At 76.3% G+C, this 17,337-nt stretch carries 13 protein-coding genes and 2 pseudogenes; 3 read left to right on the top strand and 12 right to left on the bottom strand.

Features of this window, described 5'->3' with window-relative positions; all coding sequences use genetic code 11:
- Positions 1 to 52 precede the first annotated feature (52 nt).
- The 3 genes from FB457_RS04710 to FB457_RS04700 all read right to left on the bottom strand — a co-directional run bounded on the left by FB457_RS04710 (position 53) and on the right by FB457_RS04700 (position 2,006).
- Positions 53 to 1,111 carry a phosphotransferase gene (locus FB457_RS04710; protein ID WP_047014753.1) on the bottom strand — a complete coding sequence of 353 codons (1,059 nt, stop codon included), beginning with the start codon at positions 1,109 to 1,111 and terminating at the stop codon, positions 53 to 55.
- A 249-nt stretch (positions 1,112 to 1,360) separates the two neighbouring features.
- The gene (locus FB457_RS04705; protein ID WP_047014754.1) at positions 1,361 to 1,567 is read right to left on the bottom strand and encodes a hypothetical protein; all 207 of its coding nucleotides are present in this window, start codon (positions 1,565 to 1,567) and stop codon (positions 1,361 to 1,363) included.
- Positions 1,568 to 1,751: 184 nt separating this feature from the next.
- Entirely contained in the window at positions 1,752 to 2,006 is a 255-nt protein-coding gene (locus FB457_RS04700; RefSeq protein WP_047014755.1) for a hypothetical protein, read from the bottom strand.
- 170 nt (positions 2,007 to 2,176) lie between these two features.
- Between FB457_RS04700 and FB457_RS04695 the strand changes: the two genes are divergently transcribed.
- A complete protein-coding gene (locus tag FB457_RS04695) occupies positions 2,177 to 3,508 on the top strand; it encodes a serine/threonine protein kinase (protein ID WP_047014756.1) in 1,332 nt (443 codons plus the stop codon).
- A 100-nt stretch (positions 3,509 to 3,608) separates the two neighbouring features.
- On the opposite strand, the gene FB457_RS04690 is transcribed toward FB457_RS04695, so the two are convergent.
- The 8 genes and pseudogenes from FB457_RS04690 to FB457_RS04660 all read right to left on the bottom strand — a co-directional run bounded on the left by FB457_RS04690 (position 3,609) and on the right by FB457_RS04660 (position 15,348).
- Positions 3,609 to 4,427 carry a TrmH family RNA methyltransferase gene (locus tag FB457_RS04690; RefSeq protein WP_145780937.1) on the bottom strand — a complete coding sequence of 273 codons (819 nt, stop codon included), beginning with the start codon at positions 4,425 to 4,427 and terminating at the stop codon, positions 3,609 to 3,611.
- 82 nt (positions 4,428 to 4,509) lie between these two features.
- Positions 4,510 to 5,793: a uroporphyrinogen-III C-methyltransferase gene (gene cobA, locus FB457_RS04685; RefSeq protein WP_145780935.1), complete on the bottom strand. Its 1,284-nt coding sequence runs from the start codon at positions 5,791 to 5,793 to the stop codon at positions 4,510 to 4,512.
- A 271-nt stretch (positions 5,794 to 6,064) separates the two neighbouring features.
- A complete protein-coding gene (gene cobT, locus FB457_RS04680; protein ID WP_347613142.1) occupies positions 6,065 to 10,333 on the bottom strand; it encodes a nicotinate-nucleotide--dimethylbenzimidazole phosphoribosyltransferase in 4,269 nt (1,422 codons plus the stop codon).
- 376 nt (positions 10,334 to 10,709) lie between these two features.
- Positions 10,710 to 11,981 carry a precorrin-6y C5,15-methyltransferase (decarboxylating) subunit CbiE gene (gene cbiE, locus FB457_RS04675; protein WP_145780931.1) on the bottom strand — a complete coding sequence of 424 codons (1,272 nt, stop codon included), beginning with the start codon at positions 11,979 to 11,981 and terminating at the stop codon, positions 10,710 to 10,712.
- Between the two features lie 143 nt (positions 11,982 to 12,124).
- Complete coding sequence (locus FB457_RS04670; protein WP_047014761.1) at positions 12,125 to 12,730, bottom strand: GNAT family N-acetyltransferase; 606 nt, start codon at positions 12,728 to 12,730, stop codon at positions 12,125 to 12,127.
- A 78-nt stretch (positions 12,731 to 12,808) separates the two neighbouring features.
- Positions 12,809 to 13,519: pseudogene (locus tag FB457_RS35870) on the bottom strand (MetQ/NlpA family ABC transporter substrate-binding protein); the annotation flags it as partial.
- A 90-nt stretch (positions 13,520 to 13,609) separates the two neighbouring features.
- Positions 13,610 to 14,329: pseudogene (locus FB457_RS35865) on the bottom strand (methionine ABC transporter permease); the annotation flags it as partial.
- Positions 14,326 to 15,348, bottom strand: a complete 1,023-nt coding sequence (locus tag FB457_RS04660; RefSeq protein WP_047014763.1) for a methionine ABC transporter ATP-binding protein — start codon at positions 15,346 to 15,348, stop codon at positions 14,326 to 14,328. The pseudogene FB457_RS35865 and the gene FB457_RS04660, both read right to left, overlap by 4 nt.
- A gap of 572 nt (positions 15,349 to 15,920) precedes the next feature.
- On the opposite strand from FB457_RS04660, the gene FB457_RS04655 reads away from it, so the two are divergent.
- Together FB457_RS04655 and FB457_RS04650 are read left to right on the top strand one after the other, a co-directional pair.
- On the top strand, positions 15,921 to 16,289 hold the full coding sequence (locus FB457_RS04655; protein WP_047014764.1) for a hypothetical protein: 369 nt from the start codon (positions 15,921 to 15,923) through the stop codon (positions 16,287 to 16,289).
- On the top strand, positions 16,282 to 16,743 hold the full coding sequence (locus tag FB457_RS04650; protein WP_047014765.1) for a membrane protein: 462 nt from the start codon (positions 16,282 to 16,284) through the stop codon (positions 16,741 to 16,743). The genes FB457_RS04655 and FB457_RS04650 overlap by 8 nt, the downstream gene beginning before the upstream one ends.
- Here the strand turns inward: FB457_RS04650 and FB457_RS04645 are convergent.
- Positions 16,676 to 17,200 carry a GNAT family N-acetyltransferase gene (locus tag FB457_RS04645; protein WP_047014766.1) on the bottom strand — a complete coding sequence of 175 codons (525 nt, stop codon included), beginning with the start codon at positions 17,198 to 17,200 and terminating at the stop codon, positions 16,676 to 16,678. The two genes, FB457_RS04650 and FB457_RS04645, sit on opposite strands and share 68 nt — an antisense overlap.
- Positions 17,201 to 17,337: the final 137 nt, after the last annotated feature.

Genomic DNA, 17,337 nt, shown 5'->3' with positions numbered 1-17,337 from the left:
CTCGAACTCTTCCGCCGCCACGGATGACGGACGGCGGCCATGGCTGCACAGCCTACGATGTGCCGCCCGGCTCCGTCCCGTCCTCCATCCCGGCGATACGCGCGCAGGCGGCGAGCAGGTCGTGGTCGGTGCCGTCCAGGGGCCTCGCGCCCGTCGCGGCGTCCACGAGGGCGCGGGCGGCGAGCTGGACGGTGAGGGTGCGGGCCGGCACGTCGACCTCGGGCGGCCAGAGGTCGTCGCCGGGGGCGACGGCGGGGCCGCGGGCGGCACGGTAGCCGGCGAGGAAGGCGGCCCAGTCGGCGGCGGGGATGAGGCCGGTGGCGTAGCCGGCGGCGGGTCGGGCGAGGTCCCAGGCGGGCTCGCCGAGGCCGAGGTCGTCGACGTCGATGAGGTGCCAGGGGCCGTCGGGGGCGGGGTGGCACACGAGTTGGCCGAGGTGGAGGTCGCCGTGGCAGAGGAGCGAGCGGGGCTGCGCGCGGGGCTCGTCGTCCCGGGCCCAGGCGGGCAGCCGCGCCCAGGCCCGGAGCACGACCGCGGCGGCGGTACGGCCCGGGGCGGGGGCGGGGTACGGAGCGGGGGCCGGTGCGGGGACGCGCTCCGGTGCGGGCGGCGCCGGAACGGTCGCGCGGGTACCGTCCGGCGGCGGGCTGGAGTCAGCGGGGGTACGGGGCGCGGGGGCGGCCTGTGCCGCGCGCAGGGCCGCGATGGCGCGGGCCGCGTTCGCCGGTCCCGACATCGGCGGCAGGGGGCCCGGCAGCCGGTCCGCCGGCACCGCGTGCAGCCGGGCGATCAGGTGCCCCGCCTCCCGCCACGGCGCCGCCTCCGGGGCGTCCGGTGCCACCGGGGTCCCGTACGGCCAGCGGCTCACGTACCGGCCCTCGACGGGCCCTGTCAGCCCGCCGAGCGGCGCCAGCAGGATGCCCGCGAGCAGCGGATGCGCCGCCACCCGCAGCCGGACGGCGAGAGCGGCGGGGTCGAGCCGCGGCGCGTGCGCCTTGAGTACGGTGCCCCCGCCGCGTACGACGGTCACGTCCGGGCGGTCGACGATCACCGCGGGCTCGCCGGCCCCCCGGCTCAGCTCCGCCAGCCGGTCGACGAGGCGTGCGCGCACCGGCTCATCCTAGGCCCCCACCGCGACGGCCTGCACGAACGTGACAGGACCGGTACCGGCGGCCGCGGCGGCGAGGTGCCTCGCCGCGGGCCGCGGCACAGGCGTGCCCGCCGCGTACCGCCCCGGAAAACGCGTAGCCCGGGCGTCTCCCCAGACGCCCGGGCGTACACGTCCGTCCGCCGCACCCCCGTCCCCACGGGGCTGAGCCGGCTGTCCCCGGCCCGGGCCGCTCTCCCGGGCCTGACGGGGCTAGTGCCCCATCATTCCGGCCACGGACGACGCATGTGTGATGACCGCTTCCCACCCGCCGAAGAGGACGGTGAGCACGATCGCCAGGGGCAGCACCATCGCGAGAGCGACCAGCGGGTGCCTGCGCTCCGACGGCTGTGCGCCGAACGCGGCGAGCGCCCCTGCGACGGCCTTGGGCCGTGCGGTGTGCTCCGCTGTTCTCTCCATGGCAGCCACTCCTGTGTTGGGGCGGCGGGCGTCCGACCTCGGGGGACGAGTGCTGCGCCCGCCGCTTGACGACAACATTAGGGAAATGATCGGCACGGGTCGTCATGCCCGCGTATCGATTGCCTGGCCTCCCGGAGGATGACTGCGGCGCGAAGTCGCTACTCCCATGGGTGGAGACCGGGTACTACGTCCCAGGGTCTTCCCCGAGAGGGACCTCGCCGTCCGTACGCGGCACGGGATGCTCCACCAGGGCGAGCACCCTGGTGGCCATGAACCGCGCCGTGCGCACCACCGAGCCGCTGCGCGTCACCTCGCTCACCTCGACCACGCCCCGGCGCACCGACGTCTCGACCCTCCGGCCTGCGCGCGAGGCCACCACCTGGTACGTCCGCGTCGTGTCCCCCGCGTCCACGACTATCTCCACTCGATCGCCCTTCACCTGTCCCGCATCCCCCTTCGTAGGGGCCGCACTTGGGCCCGGCCATATCTCCAGGATCCCACCTGGGACTGACAATTCGGCCCGCCGCACGGCGCCCTGCCAGCGCGAGCGGCGGTCAAGTCCGTAAGCTGTGCACGGCAGACAGACCGGGCAGCGGGGATGGTTACGGCATGGCGATGATGCGGCTCCGCCGGGAGGATCCGCGTGTCGTCGGCTCGTTCCGGATCCACCGGCGGCTCGGCGCGGGCGGCATGGGCGTGGTCTACCTGGGCTCGGACCGGCGCGGCCAGCGGGTCGCACTCAAGGTGATCCGGCCCGATCTGGCGGAGGATCAGGAGTTCCGGTCGCGGTTCGCCCGCGAGGTCTCCGCCGCCCGGCGGATCCGCGGCGGCTGTACGGCGCGGCTGGTGGCGGCCGATCTGGACGCGGACCGGCCGTGGTTCGCCACGCAGTACGTGCCGGGGCCCTCCCTGCACGACAAGGTCGGCGACGAGGGGCCGCTGATCGCGGCGCGGGTCGCGGCGATCGGCGCGGCGCTCTCCGAGGGCCTGGTCGCCGTGCACGAGGCGGGCGTGGTGCACCGCGACCTGAAGCCGTCGAACATCCTGCTCTCCCCCAAGGGCCCGCGGATCATCGACTTCGGCATCGCCTGGGCGACCGGCGCCTCCACGCTGACGCACGTCGGCACGGCGGTCGGCTCGCCCGGGTTCCTGGCGCCCGAGCAGGTGCGCGGGCAGCCGGTGACGCCGGCGAGCGACGTGTTCTCGCTGGGCGCCACGCTCGCGTACGCGACGACGGGCGACTCGCCGTTCGGGCAGGGCAGTTCCGAGGTGATGCTCTACCGGGTGGTGCACGAGGAGCCGCTGCTCGACGGGGTGCCGGACGCGCTGGCGCCGCTGCTGCGCACGTGTCTGGCGAAGACCCCGGACGACCGTCCCTCGACCCTGCAGTTGTCGCTGCGGCTGAAGGAGATCGCGGCCCGCGAGGCGCACGGCGCGGGGCCGGAGGAGGCCCCGCCGCGGAGGACCGCCGCGGAGCGTGCGGCCCCGGGCCCGACGGCCGCGCACCGGCCGCCGGCGCCGCGGGCGACGGGCGCGGGCCGGCCGGGTCCCGGTACGGGCGCCGCGCAGCGGCCGGGGCCGCACGGCGCCGGGCGGCCGGGTGCGCCGCAGCGTCCGGGACCCGCGCAGCGGCCCGGGGCGGCGCAGCGGCCGGGGCAGCGCGCGGGCGGCGGTGCGGCGCGCAAGCAGGCACCGGCTCCGGCGCCGGAGCGCGGCCGGCAGGGTGCGGACCGCGGGCGGCAGGCGGAACAGCGGGCGCAGGCGCCGCGGAGCGGTCCGCGCGAGGGTGCCGCGTCGGCGCCGCGCAAGCCCGCGCCGCAGCGGAGGCCCGCGCCGGACCGGGCCCGGCTGATGCGGCAGCGGCTGATCGTGTTCGTGACGGTGACGCTGCTGGTCGCGCTCGGTATCGCGGCGGCCCAGGGCTGCCAGGGCCCGCTCTAGTACAACCGGCGGATCACATGGGGTGCACCGCCCCGGGGGGATCCGCCGCGCCCGGAGCGGATTTCGGCCACGGCGCCATGCGCCTGGCCCGGGGGCGGGTTCAGTCCCCGGCGGGGGCCGTCGCCACGGCGTAGAACGCGACCGCCGCGGCGGCGCCGACGTTGAGCGAGTCGACGCCGTTCGACATCGGGATGCGTACCCGCTGATCCGCCGCCCGCAGCGCCCGCGCCGACAGCCCCGCGCCCTCCGTGCCCAGCATCAGCGCGGCCCGCGGCAGCCGCCCCGGCGCCGCCTCGGTGATCGGCACCGCCCGCGGGTCCGGGGTGAGGGCGACGAGGGTGAAGCCCGCCTCGCGGACCGTCTCCAGATCCTGCGGCCAGGAGGACAGCCGCGCGTACGGGACGTGGAAGACGGCGCCCATGGAGACCTTCACCGACCGCCGGTAGAGCGGGTCCGCGCAGTCGGGCGAGAGCAGCACGGCGTCCATGCCGAGGGCGGCGGCGCTGCGGAAGACCGCGCCGACGTTGGTGTGGTCGTTGACGGTCTCCAGCACCGCGACGCGGCGGGCGCGCGCCAGCAGCGCGGCGGCGCCGGGCAGCGGCTTGCGGCGCATGGCGGCGAGCGCACCGCGGTGCACGTGGTAACCGGTGACCTGCTCGGCCAGCCCGGGGTCGACGACGTACACCGGGGCCGGCAGCGCGTCGATGACGTCCCGCATCGCGTCGACCCACTTGACCGAGAGCATCATGGAGCGCGTCTCGTAGCCGGTCCCGATCGCGCGCCTGATGACCTTCTCGCCCTCGGCGATGAACAGCCCCTCCGCCGGCTCGCGGCGGCGGCGCAGCTCGACGTCGGTGAGGCTCGCGTAGTCGGACAGGCGCGGGTCGGCGGGGTCGTCGACGGTGAGGAGTTCTGCCACGGGACGATCCTGCCGTGCCGCGGGCCGGATTCCGACGCCGGGGGTACGTGACGTGCGCCGCCCCGCGGCGCCCGCCCCTCCGTCAGCCGGGCGACCTGGCCGCCACCTCGCCGACGACGATCACCGCCGGCGGCCGCACCCCCTCGCGCGCCACCGCCGCCGCGGCGGTGCCGAGTGTGGCGTCCACCCGACGCTGCGCCGCCGTCGTTCCCTCCTGCACGATCGCCACCGGCGTTGCGGGGTCGCGCCCCTCGCGTACCAGCGTCTCCGCGATGGCCCCGATGCGCTCCACGGCCATGAGCAGGACCAGCGTGCCGCGCAACCGGGCGAGCGCCGGCCAGTCCACGAGCGAGCGCTCGTCGCCGGGCGCGACATGGCCGCTGACGACGGTGAACTCGTGCGCCACCCCGCGGTGCGTCACCGGGATGCCGGCGGCCGCGGGGACGCTGATCGCGCTGGTGACGCCCGGCACCACCGTGCACGCCACGCCCGCCCGCGCCAGCGCCTCCGCCTCCTCCATGCCGCGGCCGAAGACGAACGGGTCGCCGCCCTTCAGCCGGACGACCGCCTTGCCGGCCCTGGCGTGCCGGATCAGCGCGTCGTTGATCGCCTCCTGGGCCATGGCCCGGCCGTACGGGATCTTCGCGGCATCGATCACCTCGACGTGCGGCGGCAGTTCGTCGAGGAGGTCGCGGGGGCCGAGGCGGTCGGCGATGACGACGTCGGCCTCGGCGAGCAGCCGGCGGCCGCGGACGGTGATGAGGTCCGGGTCGCCGGGTCCGCCGCCGACGAGGGCGACGCCTGGGACGGGGGTACCCCCTGGACCGGAGCTTGTCGGAGGTCCTTGGGGGAGCGTGCGGTGGCGAGGGGCGCTGAGGGTGCCGTCGCGCAGGCCCTCCACGACGGCGTCGCGCACGGCGGCGGAGCGGCGCGGGTCGCTGCCGGTGAGCACGGCGACGGTGACCCCCTCGCTGCGCCCGGTGGCGGGGGTCCAGGCGGTCGCGGCGGAGGCGTCGTCGCTGCGTACGCACCAGACGCGGCGGCGCTCGGCCTCTGCGGAGGCGGCGGCGTTGGCGGCGGGGTCGCGGGTGGCCACGACCGCGTACCAGGCGCCCTCCAGATCCCCGTCCGCGTACGGCCGCCGCTCCCAGGTCAGCTCCCCGGCGTCGGCCATCGCCTCCACGGAGGGGGTGGCGGACGGCGAGACGAGCGTGACCCGGGCGCCGGCGGCGAGCAGCGCGGGCAGCCGGCGCTGGGCGACCTGGCCGCCGCCGAGGACGACGACGCGCCGGCCCGCGAGGCGCAGCCCGACGGGGTAGGCGAACGCGTCGGAACCGGGGGCGGAGTGGGCTGGGGGACGGGACATGGCGAAGCGGCTCCTCGTACGGTGTGCCGGCCGCTGCGGCGCTGGAGCGGCGGTTCGTCGCGGACTGCGGTCGGGACGGGCGCGGCGTCGCGGGCCCGCGACGCCAACCCTATGGCCTGCGCGGACGCCCCGCCGCGGCGGACGCCCGCGCGACGGGCCCGGTCCGCCCGCGACGTACGCGGAAAAGCCGCCCCGGCGCGGACCGCGGGTGCGCCCGGGGGCGTACGCGGCACGTCGACGCGCGCGTGCGAACGCCCCAGGCGCGGCGGGGTCAGCCCTTCTCCGTCACGCCCGCCGCGTCGAACGTCGCCACCTCGTGCATCGCCCGCGCCGCGCTCTGCACCAGCGGCAGCGCCAGCAGCGCGCCGGTGCCCTCGCCGAGGCGCAGGTCGAGGTCGATCAGCGGGCGCAGCCCCAGCTTCGTCAGCGCCGCCGCGTGCCCCGGCTCGGGACTGCGGTGGCCCGCGATGCACGCGGCCAGCGCCTCCGGCGCCACCGCGCGGGCGACCAGCGCCGCCGCGCCCGCGCTCACCCCGTCCAGCACGACGGGCGTGCGCAGCGAGGCCCCGGCGAGGATGTAGCCGACGAGCGCGGCGTGCTCCAGGCCGCCGACCGCGGCCAGCACGCCGATCGGGTCGGCCGGGTCAGGGCGGTTGACCTCGATCGCGCGGCGGACGGCGTCGACCTTGCGGTCGTACGTCTCGTCGTCGATGCCGGTGCCGCGGCCGGTCACGTCGGCGGGCTCGGAGTCGGTGAAGACGGCGATGATCGCGGCGGACGCGGTCGTGTTCGCGATGCCCATCTCGCCGGTCAGCAGCGCCTTGTTGCCCGCCGCGACCAGGTCCCGTGCGGTCTCGATGCCGACCTCGACGGCCCGCAGCGCCTCCTCGCGGGTCATCGCGGGACCCGCGGTCATGTCCGCGGTCCCCTTGCGCACCTTCCGCGGTACGAGCCCCGCGGTGGCGGGCAGCTCCGCCGCCACCCCGGCGTCCACGACGCACACCTCGGCGCCGACCTGGGTGGCGAAGGCGTTGCAGACGGCGCCGCCGCCGAGGAAGTTGGCGACCATCTGGCCGGTGACCTCCTGCGGCCAGGGCGTGACGCCCTGCGCGTGCACGCCGTGGTCGCCGGCGAAGACCGCGACCGCCGCGGGCTCGGGCACCGGCGGCGGGCACTTGCGGGACAGGCCGCAGAGCTGCGCCGAGATGATCTCCAGCATGCCGAGCGAGCCGGCCGGCTTCGTCATCCGCTTCTGCCGCTCCCACGCCTCGCCGAGCGCCTTGGCGTCCAGCGGGCGGATGCCCTCCAGGGTCTCGGCGAGCAGGTCGTGCGGGTCCGCGCCGGGCAGCGCGCGGCGGCCGTAGCTCTCCTCGTGGACGACCCAGGAGAGCGGACGGCGCTTGGACCAGCCGGCCTGCACCAGCTCCGGCTCGTCGGGGAACTCGTCGACGTAGCCGATGCAGAGGTACGCCACGACGTCCAGGTGCTCCGGCAGGTCCAGCTCGCGGACCAGCTCGCGCTCGTCGAAGAAGCTGACCCAGCCGACGCCGAGGCCCTCGGCGCGGGCGGCGAGCCAGAGGTTCTCGACGGCGAGCGCGGAGGAGTACGGGGCCATCTGCGGCTGGGTGTGCCGCCCGAGGGTGTGCCGGCCGCCGCGGGTGGGGTCGGCGGTGACGACGATGTTCACCGGGGTGTCCCGGATGGCCTCGACCTTCAGCTCCTTGAACTGCTTCGCGCGGCCCTTGGGCAGGCTCTTCGCGTACGCCTCGCGCTGGCGGGCGGCCAGCTCGTGCATCCGGTGCCGGGTCTCCTCGGAACGGATGACGACGAAGTCCCAGGGCTGGGAGTGGCCGACGCTGGGGGCGGTGTGGGCGGCCTCCAGGACGCGGAGCAGCACCTCGTGCGGCACGGGGTCGGAGCGGAAGCCGTTGCGGATGTCGCGGCGTTCGCGCATGACCCGGTGGACGGCGGCCCGCTCGGCGTCGGCGAAGCCGGGGGCGGCGGGCTCGTCCGCGGGAGCGGCGGGCGCGTCGGCGGCGGGGGCTTCCGGTGCGGCGGCGGCCGGGGGCGTTGCGTCGCCGGTGGCAGCCGGTGCGTCGGCCGCGGGTGCGGCCTCGGCGGCAGCGGGCACCGGGGTGGCCGGCGCCTCCTCCGCGGGGGCGGGTTGGGGCGCGGCGGCCTGCGCCGGTACGGAGGCGCCGGGCGCCGCCGCGGTGTCCTGCGCCGCCTGCGCGTCGCCGGCCGGGGTGCCGGCGGTGACCGGCGCGCTCACGGCCGTGCCGCGGCGCCGCCGGGTGCGGATCTGCGTCACGGGTGCACCGGTGCGCTGCGCCGCGCCGCCATCGGGCTGAGCCTCGGACGGCGAGCCGGCCGCGGCTTCCCCCGCGGTGCCGGAGGCGGCGGCCTGGGCGCCGTTCTGGACCCCCAGCGACACGCCGCGCCGCCCAGCGGCGGCGGCGTGTACGGCACCGGCGGTGGCGGCTTCGTCGCTCGCCGCCCGCGCGGCGGGGACGGAGGGCTGCCCACCGGGCACCGCCTGGCCGTTCGCCGCCCGCGCCTTGGCGCCGTTGACGGGCTGCCCGTTGGCCACGGCGTGGAGCACGGCCGCGTCCGCGAGCTGCTGCCCGGCGTCGCCCTGACGGTCCTGACGGGCGGCGGAGTCGCCGCCGGTCTGCTCGTTCGCCTGCGCGGCGGCGGCCGCCTGGTCCGCGGCCGCCTGCCCGGAGGTGCGGACCGCGCTGTCCGCGGCCTGGGCCGCGGTGTCGTCGCCGGGTACGGCGTGGAGGACGGGCCCGTCCGCGGGCCGGTCCCCGGTGTCGGAGTCGTCCTGACCGCCGGCCGGGGCCCGGGAGTTGTCGCCGGCCTGCGGCGCCGCCGCGGCCACGGGGTTGCCGGCCGAAGCGCCTTCCGCCCCGCCCGGTACGGCGGCGGCTGCACCGGGCTGGGCCGCGGCATCGCTGCTGGATCGGACGGCGGGGACGGCATGCGGCACGGTCCCGTTCGCGGGTTGCGCCTGGGGCGCGGCGGAGCCCTCGGAGACACCCGATACGGCGATGGCCGTCCCGTCGACCGTTACGGCGTGCGGCGCGGACTCGTTCACGGCATGACCGCTCGGCGCCTGGGCCGCGGCGGCGCCCTCCGGACCGCTCGACCCTGCCGTATCGGCGGCCGGTTGGCCGTTCTCCCCCGCGGGCACCGCGGACCCGTCCGCGGCGTGACCGCCCGGCGTCCGGCCTGCGGCGCCTTCGGCGGGCTGGGCGGCGCCCGCCGCGGGTTGACCGCTCTCCGTCTGCGGGTCACTCCCGGGCGCCGCCGCCGCGCCTGGCTGCCCGTCCGGGGCCGGCTGATTCGTCTGCCCCGCGGCGGTGGCCGCGTCCGCGGTGCCGTCGGCGGGCTGCCGCACGTGGGTCGCGTCCGCGGGCTCCGCCCCGGTGGCCTCGTGACGGCCGTTCGCGACGGCGCCGTTGGCGGAGATGCCGCGGCCCAGCGACGCGCCCGCGGAGGCCGCCGCCCTGCGCACGGCGGCCTGCGCCGCGTCCACCGGGGCCGGTGCGGGCGCACCGCCCGTGGTCTGCGCCGCCGCGGCCGGTTCGCCGTTCGGAGCCGGCGCGTACTGCGCGGGGGCCGCCTCCGCGCCGGGGGCCGGTGCCTCTCCGCCGACCTCCCGGGGCTGGGCCTGGGCGAGCGCCTCGCCGTTGGCCTGCGACACCGCCGTCCAGCCCGCCGGCGCGGGCGGGATCTCGCCGAGCTGCGGGCCCGGCAGGTGAGTCGCGCCGACCCGGGTGACGTCCAGGTACTCCGGGCCGACCGTCGGCGGCCCCGGCGTACGTACCGGCTGCTGCGGCGCCTGCCCGGGCACCCCCGCCGCCTGCGGCGGTCCGGAAACCGCCGCGGTCGGCGCCGACTGCCCCGACGCGGCCGCGGTCTGGTCGGCGGCGTTCCCGCCCGGCGCCGGAGCGCCCTGGTCCGCCACGGCCCCCGGTGCGGCCGCCGGTCCGGCGGGCGCATCCTGCTCGGCCACCGCTGCGATGCCCGGTCCCGCGACGGTGTTCTCCGCGGGCTGTCCAGCCTCTTCGGCCTGCGCGGTCTGGTTCGTCCGTTCGGTGTACGCGGAGGCCGCGGGCGGCTGCGGAGTGCCGCCGGCGCCCTGCGCCGCCGAACCGGCGCCCGTGCCGCCCGCGTTCGCCGCGTCCGCGGCGGCGACCGCCTCCCGGGTGTCGGCGGAACCGCTCGCCGGACCCCGGTCCGCGAGCGAGCGCACCACTCCCCCGGCCTGCTCCGGCACCGGCGGGCCCATGTGCAGCGGACGCCGCTGCGCGCCCGTGGCCGGCTCCGCGCCGCGCGCGCCCGCGGGGGCCGGGACCCCCGGGTCCGTCCAGGCGCCCTGCGCGCCGGGCAGGAAGAGGAAATCGTCGTCGTCCGCCGCGCCTTCGACCGCAGGGGCGGTGTCGGGAGTCGCGGCGGGGGCGGGGTGGTGGCCTCCGGCGACGTCGTCCGGCTCCGGCTGGTGCCCTTCCGGGAGCTTGCCGGTGTCAGTCATGCGTCCGTACCCCTCGCCCATCGCTCCAGCTCCTTCTCCGACCGTCCGTCCGTCCGGCCGCAGCCCCCGCGGGACAGACCGGCCGCCCATAGCTAGAACGAGCACACCCCGCCCGGCGGCACGACCACCCGCGCGGTTTACGTTCCCGACAACTGCGACAAGACCCCCGGACATTACCGGCATTCGGCAACGCTGCAACGAATGCCAGGTCACGGCACAACAGTCGGCCAGCCTACCCGTAATCCGCACGCGAGTCCGGCTGGGGTCGGGCCCCGCGGGTGCCGTCCGGTGCATCGCGGGGAGCATCCGGCGCATGCCTCCCGCGCGCCCGGAGCGCGTCGTGCGCACCGCGCGCACCCCGTGGCGCACCCCCGGCTCAGCCCGCGCGGCTCCCCGCGATGAGGAACACCACCGTGCGCTCCCGCTCCCGCCACCCCGCGCCTGCACCCGCGTCCGCGGGGCCCTGCGGGTCGAGGTCGACGGACTGCAGCAGCGAGCACTCCACGGCGTATCCGGCGTCCGTCAGGGCCCGTACGATCTCCTCCGCGCCGTCCCGGGTACGGGCGTGGGCGACGATCCGCTCCGGCCGCCGGGCCGCGCACCCCGCGACGACCGCCGCGCCCCCGCCGCCGACCCGGACGACGTCCGGCTCCGGCAGGTCGTTGAGGACCCCGGGGGCGGTGCCGTGGACGGTCTGCAGCAGCACCCCGAAGCGGCGGGCCGCGGCCGAGGCGCGGGCGCAGGCGCCGGGGTCGCGGTCGACGGCGATGACCGCGGCGCCGAAGCGGGCGGCCTCGACCGCGGCCGCGCCGCTGCCCGCGCCGATGTCCCACACCAGGTCGCCCTGCCGGGGCCCGAGCCGGGCGAGTTGGACGGCGCGCAGTTGCGGCGCCTCGCCCTCGTCGGGGGCGGCGCCGTACTCCGCGGGGGCCAGGCTCCAGCCGCGCACCGGGGGCGGGTAGCCCGCGTCGTGGCCGGCGAGCCAGCCGCCGGCCGCGGGCGCGGCGGCGCCCCCCGCGGTCGTCGGCCCGGCGCCGGCCCCGATGCCGCCGCCGATGACCAGCGTCACGTTCGGGTCGCGCCACACGTGCTCGGCCACCTTGTCGGACGTGAGCACCGTCACACGCTCGTGCGCCCCGCCCAGTTCCTCGCAGATGACGAACGTCCGGTGGACGTCCCGCAGCAGCAGGGCGAGTTCCGCGGGTCCCGCGCCCGGCGAGGTGAGGACGGCGACCTTGGGGTGCGCCCGGCAGACGTTGACGGCCCGGCGCAGGTTGCGCTCGTGTGCGACGACGACCTGCGCGTCGTCCCAGGGCATCCCGGCGCGGGCGAAGGCGGCGGCGACGGACGAGACCGCCGGCAGCACCTCGACCTCCAGGCCGTGTTCAGGGGCGCGCAGGGTGCGTACGACGCCGAAGAAGCCCGGGTCGCCGTCGGCGATGACCACCGCCGTGCCGCGGTGCCGGGCGATCCTGCGGGCCGCGAGGCCCACGCTGCCCAGCCGGATCCGCTCGGCGCCGGGCGGCACCTCGGGCAGGGCGAGGTGGTGCGCCGCCCCGGCCACGAGGCTGGCCGCACCGAGCGCGCCGAGCGCCGCCTCGGTCAGCGGGGAACCGTCCCACCCGATCACGGTGACCCGGTCCGCCATCGCTCACTCTTCTCCTGGTCGTCGACTGCGGGGTGCGCCGGCCCGCCGGCGGCCGCTCCCGGCGCCGCGAAGGGGCACGCCCGTAGCGTACGTGCCGTCCGCGCGAAGGCGCGCCGGAGGTGGGGGCCGGAGGTAAGGGGGCGTCAGAGCACACTGCTCCCGCCGTCCGGATCCAGGTCTTCCGGCAGCAGGCTCCAGACGATGAGGTCGGTGCGGATATCCGTCCAGCCGCCGTCCTCGGTGCGGGTGCGCGCTATCCAGGCGTTGCGCAGGACGCCCTCGCTGATGCCGCCGAGCTTCTGCGCGACCTGCTGCGCCGCGGTGTTGTCCGCGGCGGTGCGCAGTTCGAGGCGCTCGAACTTCTGCACGTCGAAGAGCCAGCGCGCGACGGCGAGCACCGACTCCGCGGCGTACCCCTCGCCGCGCGCCCAGGGGGCGACGACGAACCTGGCCTCCGTGGCCAGCGTGCGCCAGTCGGTCCGTCTCAGGTGGACGTTGCCGACGAGGCGCTGGGTGAGGAACTCCGAGACCGCGAAGACGATGCCCCGGCCGCCGGTGCGCTCGGCCGGGGCTACGCGCGTCACCCAGTCGTAGGCGTCGTCCCCGGTGTACGGGTGCGGCGCCTGCGTCCACGCGGTGACCGCCTCGTCGTTCATCATCTCCGTCAGCGCCGGCACGTCCTCCTCGTCGAACGGGCGGAGCACCAGCCGGTCCGTGCTGAGGGAGACGTCCGGGAAGGTGGATGACATGCGCTTCTCCGAGTGCGTGGACCGATGACGAGCTGACCCGGACAGCATGCAGCATCCGACGGCGGATGTGCCACGGCCTCAGCCCACGGGGCCGAACACCGGGACGGACGAGGGGAACTCCTTCTCCATGAACGCCTTGGTCTCCGGGGAGTTGAGCAGGTCGCCGAGCTTCTCGATCTCCGGGTCGTCCGCGTCGCCGGCCTGTACGGCGAGGATGTTGACGTACGGGTTGCCCTCGGCCTCCTCCAGCGCGATGGCGTCGGACCGGGGGTCGAGGCCGGAGTCGATGGCGTAGTTGCCGTTGATCACGGCGGCGTCGACGTCCTGGAGCGCACGCGGCGTCTGGGCCGCTTCCAGCTCCCGGATGTCCAGGCCCCGGTCGTCGGCGATGTCGGCGAGGGTGGCGTTGAGCCCCGTGCCGTCCTTCAGCTCGACGAGACCTTCGGCGTCGAGGAGGTGGAGGGCGCGGCCCATGTTGGTGGTGTCGTTCGGTACGGCGACGGTGTCGCCGCCGCCGATGCCCGAGACGTCGTCCGCCTGCTCGGAGTAGAGGCCGAGCGGTTCGACCAGCACGCCGACGGTCGGGACGATGTCGGTGCCGTTCTTGTCGTTGTAGTCGTCCAGGAACGGGGTGTGCTGGAAGAAGTTGGCGTCGACCTCGCCGTTGGCGACGGCCTCGTTGGGCTTGACGTAGTCGGTGAACTCACGGATGCGCAGGTCGATCCCGGCGTCCGCGGCGAGGTTGTCCTTGACGAAGGTGAGGATCTCGCCGTGCGGCGCGGGCGTCGCGGCCACGGTGACGGTGTTCGCGCCGCCGTCGCCGCCTTCCGAGGTGAGGTTCACGGTGCCCACCGTGAGCGAACCGACGAGCGCGACGCCGGCGACCGCGGTCACCCCGGCCCGGGCGGGGCGGGAGATGCGCAGGTAGGCGGCGCTGCGGGTGCTGCGGTCGGCGAGGCTGCGGACGAAGAAGTCGCCGATCAGCTGGACGGCGTTGACGAGGACGACGAGCAGCACGACGGTGGCGAGCATGACGTCGCCCTCGTAGCGCTGGTAGCCGTAGCGGATGGCGACGTCGCCGAGGCCGCCGCCGCCGACGGCGCCGGCCATGGCCGAGTAGCCGACGAGGGCGATGACGGTGGTGGTCAGGCCCGCGACCAGGGACGGCAGCGCCTGCGGCAGCAGCGCCTTGACGACCACGGTCCAGGTGCTGCCGCCCATCGACTGCACGGCCTCGGCGAGGCCGGCGTCGACCTCCCGTACCGCGGTCTCGACCAGCCGGGCGAAGAACGGGATGGCGCTGATCGCCAGGGGCACGATGGCGCCCTTGAGGCCGATGGAGGTGCCGACCAGCGCGCGGGTGAACGCGGTCAGCGCCAGCAGCAGGATGATGAACGGCAGCGAGCGGCCGACGTTCACGACGAGCCCGATGACCCGGTTGACGAGGACGTTCTGCAGCGGCCGGCCGCGGTCGGTGAGGACCAGCAGCACGCCCAGCGGGGTGCCGACGACGACGGCGACGAGCGCCGCCCAGCCGACCATGGCCAGCGTCTCCCAGAGCCCGGTCAGCAGCTCGGGGCGTATCTCGGTCCAGCTCATTTGGCACTCTCCAGGGCGGGCAGGCCGGCGGCGTCGACGCCGACCGGGTCGATCTGCAGGCCCTGCTCGCGCAGGAAGCCCAGGGGGACGACGTTCTCCTCGTACGGACCGGGCAGCTCGATGCGCATCCGGCCGACCTGCCGGCCGCCGACGGTGTCCATGGCGGCGCCGAGGATCGACACGTCGAGGTTGTAGGTGCGGGACAGGTGGGAGATCACCGGCCGGCCGCGAGCGTCGCCGTGGAAGGTGATGTCCACGATGGTGCTCTCGCTGCCGTATGCCTCGCCGCCCACCGGGAAGAGCTGGGCGGCGATCTCGGAGCCGGGGGTGGCCAGCAGCTCGTCGAGGGTGCCGGACTCGGTGATGCGGCCGGCGCGCATCAGCGCGGCGGAGTCGCAGACGGCCTTGACGACGTCCATCTCGTGGGTGATGAGCAGGACGGTCAGGCCGAGTTCGCGGTTGAGTTCGCGCAGCAGCTCCAGGACGGAACGGGTGGTCTCGGGGTCGAGCGCGGAGGTGGCCTCGTCGGAGAGGAGCACCTGCGGTTCCCCGGCGAGCGCGCGGGCGATGCCGACGCGCTGCTTCTGGCCGCCGGACAACTGCGCGGGGTACGCCCTGGCGCGGTCGGCGAGGCCGACGAGGTCGAGGAGTTCGAGCGCCTTGCGGGCGCGCTCCTGCCCCGAGAGGCCCAGGATCTCCAGCGGCAGTTCTACGTTGTCCTGCACGGTGCGGGCGCTCAGCAGGTTGAAGTGCTGGAAGATCATGCCGATACGGGTACGGGCGGCGCGCAGCTCGCGGCCGGTCAGGGCCGTGAGGTCCTGGCCCGCGACCGTGACGGTGCCGGAGTCGGGGCGCTCCAGGAGGTTGATGCAGCGGATGAGGGTGGACTTGCCGGCGCCGCTGCGGCCGACGACGCCGAAGACCTCGCCCTCGCGTACGCGCAGGTCGACGCCGTCGAGCGCGGCGGTCCCGCGGCCGCGGGAGCGGTAGACCTTCTTCAGGTCCCTGACTGTGATCACGTGGGTTCCATCGCTCTCGGGTGCCCGGCCGCGGGGGCGCGGGAGGGCACGGCGCGCCCACGGCGGGGCGCGCGGCTCGGGTCTCGGGGGGTGGCTCCGGGCGGCGGTGCGCGGGGGGCGCGGCGCGGCCTCGGTACACACGGGCTCGGCTCGGGGCGCGGCCGTGCGGGGCACGGCGGCGGAGCGGCCCGCGGACTCGCTTCGGGGCGCGAGTCTCGTGGCGGGGGCCCTCAGCGGTGCATTCGACACATACAACGAGCACCGGGCGTCATGCTGCTCGCCTCGGTCGCACAGGTGCGGCTGCTCGTCGTGGTCATGCGGATCAGTAAAACAGATGGGTGCCACGGGCCGGGACGGCTGTCCGCATTGCGGACAACCCGGGGCGGAGCGGCACCGGAGTCCCCGTACACCTCTGTGACCTGCATAAATACGGTGCCGGGCGGGGAAGCGGAAGGGGCGCGGAGGGGTGCGCCCTGTGGCCAACGCCACGGCGGCGGGCGCGTGGGCGGAAGCGTACGGACCGCGCCGGGACCCGGATCAGGGGCCCCGGGGCGACGCAGTAAGGTCGAGTCATGTTCCTCCCCTTGACCATCGCGGTCGCGGTGGCCGCGCTCGCCCTCGCGGCCTGGTGCGGGTACGCCGCGGTCAAGGATGAGCCCACGAAGGACTGGCACTTCGCCGGCATGGCCGTGGTGACGGTGCTCGCGCTGGCCCAGGTCGCCGTCGGCCTGGTGCAGCTCGGCCGCGGCGAGGAGGCGGACGAGGGCACGGCGGTCTTCGTCGCCTATCTGCTCGCCGCGGGCTTCGCCGTCCCCGCCACCGGCCTGCTGTCGCTGTCGGAGCGCAGCCGCTGGGGTTCGGCGACGGTGGCCGTCGGGGGGTTCGTCCTGGCCGTGCTCCAGGTGCGGCTGCACGACATCTGGGCGGGCTCCGGTGGCTGAGCAGCGGCAGGCGGCCGGGGAGCCGCGCGAGAGCGGGCACACGGGGCTGTCCAGCGGGCCGGGGCGGCTGATCCTCGCGCTGTACGGGGTCTTCGCGGTCGGCGCCACCTCGCGGGCGGTCTACCAGCTCAGCACGGAGTTCGGCAAGGCGCCGCTCGCGTACGTGCTCTCCGCGCTCGCCGCCGTCGTCTACGTCTTCATCACCGTCGCCCTCGCGCGCGGCGGGGAGACGGCGCGGCGGCTCGCGCTGGTGTGCATCACCGCCGAGCTGATCGGCGTGCTGGCGATCGGCACCTGGACGGAGGTGCAGCCGTCCGAGTTCCCGGACCAGACCGTGTGGTCCGACTACGGCCGCGGCTACCTCTTCCTGCCCGTGATCCTGCCGGTCATCGGGCTGTGGTGGCTGAGGAAGCAGTCGTCGCGGGCGCGCCCTGAGGGGCCTTCTCCAGAGTGACCAGGCTCAGCCGCGGGCTGACCTTCTCCGTGCCCACCGGCTCGTAGCCCAGCCGCCGGTACAGCCGCAGGTTCGCCTCGTTGCGGTGTCCGGTGAGGAGCTGGAACCGCTCGACGGGCGCGCCGCCCTCGGCGAGCCTGACCTCCATGGCGAGCAGCAGCCGGGCGCCGAGGCCGTGGCCCTGCATCCGGGGGTGCACGATGAGCCGCCCGATGACGGCGGTGCCGTCGGCCTGCACCGTGCCGCGGACGGCCCCGACCACCTCGTCGCCGAGGCGGGCGACGACGGCGGCGCCGCGGTCGAACTCCGCGCGCAGCTCGTCCAGGGTCTCGGTGAGCGGGGGTATGCGGTAGTCCCCGTACAGCGCGGCCTCGGCCTGGTAGCAGAGGTACTGGAGTTTCAGGACTTGCTCGGCGTCGTCGTTCGTCGCCGGCGTAATCGTCACACTCTTGCCCATGCCGCGCCCGCCTCCTCTGTGCACCCGTAGACAGGCCGCAAAAACCTGCGGCCTACCGCGTGTTTCCCCGCACTTCACCCGGCGCAACCTCCGCCGTGAGCATTCTGCGCGGCGCGGTCGTGCCGTGGCTACGGACG

Source organism: Streptomyces sp. CNZ287, assembly GCF_007827615.1.
The sequence above is the reverse complement of the archived record's forward strand: the minus strand, read 5'-3'. Positions and strand labels throughout refer to the sequence as shown.

What these genes read in the sequence shown, in the direction of transcription:
- FB457_RS04655 (WP_047014764.1), top strand. Translation starts at nt 15,921, where the DNA reads ATGTTCCTCCCCTTGACCATCGCGGTCGCGGTGGCCGCGCTCGCCCTC.
- FB457_RS04670 (WP_047014761.1), bottom strand. Translation starts at nt 12,730, where the DNA reads ATGTCATCCACCTTCCCGGACGTCTCCCTCAGCACGGACCGGCTGGTG.
- FB457_RS04705 (WP_047014754.1), bottom strand. Translation starts at nt 1,567, where the DNA reads ATGGAGAGAACAGCGGAGCACACCGCACGGCCCAAGGCCGTCGCAGGG.
- cobT (WP_347613142.1), bottom strand. Translation starts at nt 10,333, where the DNA reads ATGACTGACACCGGCAAGCTCCCGGAAGGGCACCAGCCGGAGCCGGAC.
- FB457_RS04695 (WP_047014756.1), top strand. Translation starts at nt 2,177, where the DNA reads ATGGCGATGATGCGGCTCCGCCGGGAGGATCCGCGTGTCGTCGGCTCG.
- FB457_RS04645 (WP_047014766.1), bottom strand. Translation starts at nt 17,200, where the DNA reads ATGGGCAAGAGTGTGACGATTACGCCGGCGACGAACGACGACGCCGAG.
- cobA (WP_145780935.1), bottom strand. Translation starts at nt 5,793, where the DNA reads ATGTCCCGTCCCCCAGCCCACTCCGCCCCCGGTTCCGACGCGTTCGCC.
- cbiE (WP_145780931.1), bottom strand. Translation starts at nt 11,981, where the DNA reads ATGGCGGACCGGGTCACCGTGATCGGGTGGGACGGTTCCCCGCTGACC.